A 1877-nucleotide genomic window follows, 5' to 3' on the forward strand; every position below is an offset into this window, starting at 1 on the left:
ACAAAGTTATCGTGGATTTGCCTGAAAGTTAGGGCTAATTCACCAGCCACTAATTAGCAAGAGACCCATGCCTGGGTAATGAACAGGCATGGGTCTTTTTAATGTGCATTATTACAGTTATATAGTGGAAGTGGTTCAATTCTAATCAGAATTCACCGTTTTATTGAGGGCAACATTTTACTTAAGGTTGGTTGAAAGGAATCTTAAGTTAGCTCACGAGGTGAAGGAGTTCAAAAAATTAATCCACTTCGGTTGGTTGAGTATTTTAAGAGAGGAAATTAGTTGATGCTTTAACTCTAAAGTGGCGTTTGAGGTTTGGGGGCTGGTAATGCAAAAAAATATATTTTTGTACAGATTTAATTCTATATCCGACTGGAGAGTGGATAGTGATTTAAGCCTATTGAAGACTTGAGTGAATAGGCTTGGCATATTTTTTGTAGCTGAGTATATGAGCAGGTTTGCAATTAGGGCTTTAATATCTTGAGAATAGTATGCACTGTTGCTGTAAAAATAGCTTCGTTTTAAAGCTGAATCTACACTAATGGTTACAAAATCTGTGTCAAAAATGAACAAACAGTTTGTAAATAGAGCAACTTCAAAGTGACCCCAAGTTTGAATTTCGTTTAAATGTTTTTTTATATTTATTTGTACAGACTTTATTAAAGGGCTGGTAGGGTCCAAATTTCCCTGATTATTGCTTTCAATTAAAAGCGACTGTGCATATAACGCATAATAAAAAAAGTCCTTGGAGTTGTTAAAACGTGTATACATTGACTGAGTGAAAATATGTTGGTGGGAAGGGTTGGTAGCATTGCTGCAAAATAACTTTTTAAATAACTCCCTTGACTTTGTCTTTTCCGGAGTCGTGTTAGAGTTGTAAATGTATTCGTACTCCTCAACGGATATATTCATGCGATCAAGGTATTTCATCATACTCTCAAAATCAACTTTTGCTCCATTATTTTCGAATGAAGCAAGCGTGGAACGATGGTTAATCCCATTTGCAAGCTCAATCTGTGTTATGTTGCGTTCTTTTCTCAGTTCCTGAATTAGCTCTCCATGTCTCATGAATCATCCACCTCAATGACGAAATACCTTACATTTTTAGATTTAATATTTAGGTCATAATATACTAGTCGTATCTTAATGTAAAGGGAGAAAGTAAATGCAGTTATTAGATGAAGATTGGCCGTGGGTGGTTATTACACCAGTATAGTAATCAATCGCTGGCCTGGAATATTCAATTCAATAATCAATAAGAAAGAGGGTGTATAAAAATGAATAAAAGTCTTGTAGGATTCTATGCTCCGGTTGAATGGAAAGTCAATGGTATTACTTTTGGAGCTAATCTGCTTGCTTGGACAGGTATGCATTTGTCACAGGTGGCTCAATCGTTTTTAAACCAGAAGAAAAGCAAATTTTCCAATTTTCAACAACATTTGCATAATACTAATAAAAAGCCCGTGCAGGGCTTTTTGTTTAATGTTTATGAGGATAACAATGAATAATAATCGATTCGAACGCTCTATCCAAGATTTAAATTTGTGGATAAGCAAAAATCTTGAGGGCTTTAGTCCTAACTGTTGGATAAATGGTAATGAAGATTTAATCTCTACAATAAAAAAATTTGCAGAGCTTTTGTATATTGACAATATGTTTTATCCTGTCAATGTTTTTGGTGAATATTCTATTGAAATAGAAGCCCTTGTTAAAAAACCATTGAAATTGTTCAATTTCAAGACTTTGTCGTAAGAAATATGGCACTTATTACACCGTTGTTGGTCATTGACGAATATTGTGAAAATCATAATATTATTTTTCAGGTAAATTTCAAGTACAAGTTAGCCACTTCTGAAAATAACATCTAAATCAATGCG

Annotated in this window: 3 protein-coding genes; 2 read left to right on the forward strand and 1 reads right to left on the reverse strand. The window is 34.1% G+C overall.

The annotated features are described in order from the left end of the window. Positions 1-213: 213 nt before the first annotated feature. The gene (locus FC18_RS07230; RefSeq protein WP_056975896.1) at positions 214-1068 is read right to left on the reverse strand and encodes an Rgg/GadR/MutR family transcriptional regulator; all 855 of its coding nucleotides are present in this window, start codon (positions 1066-1068) and stop codon (positions 214-216) included. A 209-nt stretch (positions 1069-1277) separates the two neighbouring features. On the opposite strand from FC18_RS07230, the gene FC18_RS07235 reads away from it, so the two are divergent. Together FC18_RS07235 and FC18_RS07240 are read left to right on the forward strand one after the other, a co-directional pair. Beyond that, entirely contained in the window at positions 1278-1508 is a 231-nt protein-coding gene (locus FC18_RS07235) for a hypothetical protein (RefSeq protein ID WP_056975899.1), read from the forward strand. Next, positions 1501-1752, forward strand: coding sequence for a hypothetical protein (locus FC18_RS07240; RefSeq protein ID WP_054680732.1), 252 nt, complete (start codon positions 1501-1503; stop codon positions 1750-1752). The genes FC18_RS07235 and FC18_RS07240 overlap by 8 nt, the downstream gene beginning before the upstream one ends. Positions 1753-1877: the final 125 nt, after the last annotated feature.

Source organism: Lacticaseibacillus sharpeae JCM 1186 = DSM 20505 (genome assembly GCF_001436225.1).
In the GTDB taxonomy this organism is placed as follows: Bacteria; Bacillota; Bacilli; order Lactobacillales; family Lactobacillaceae; genus Lacticaseibacillus; species Lacticaseibacillus sharpeae.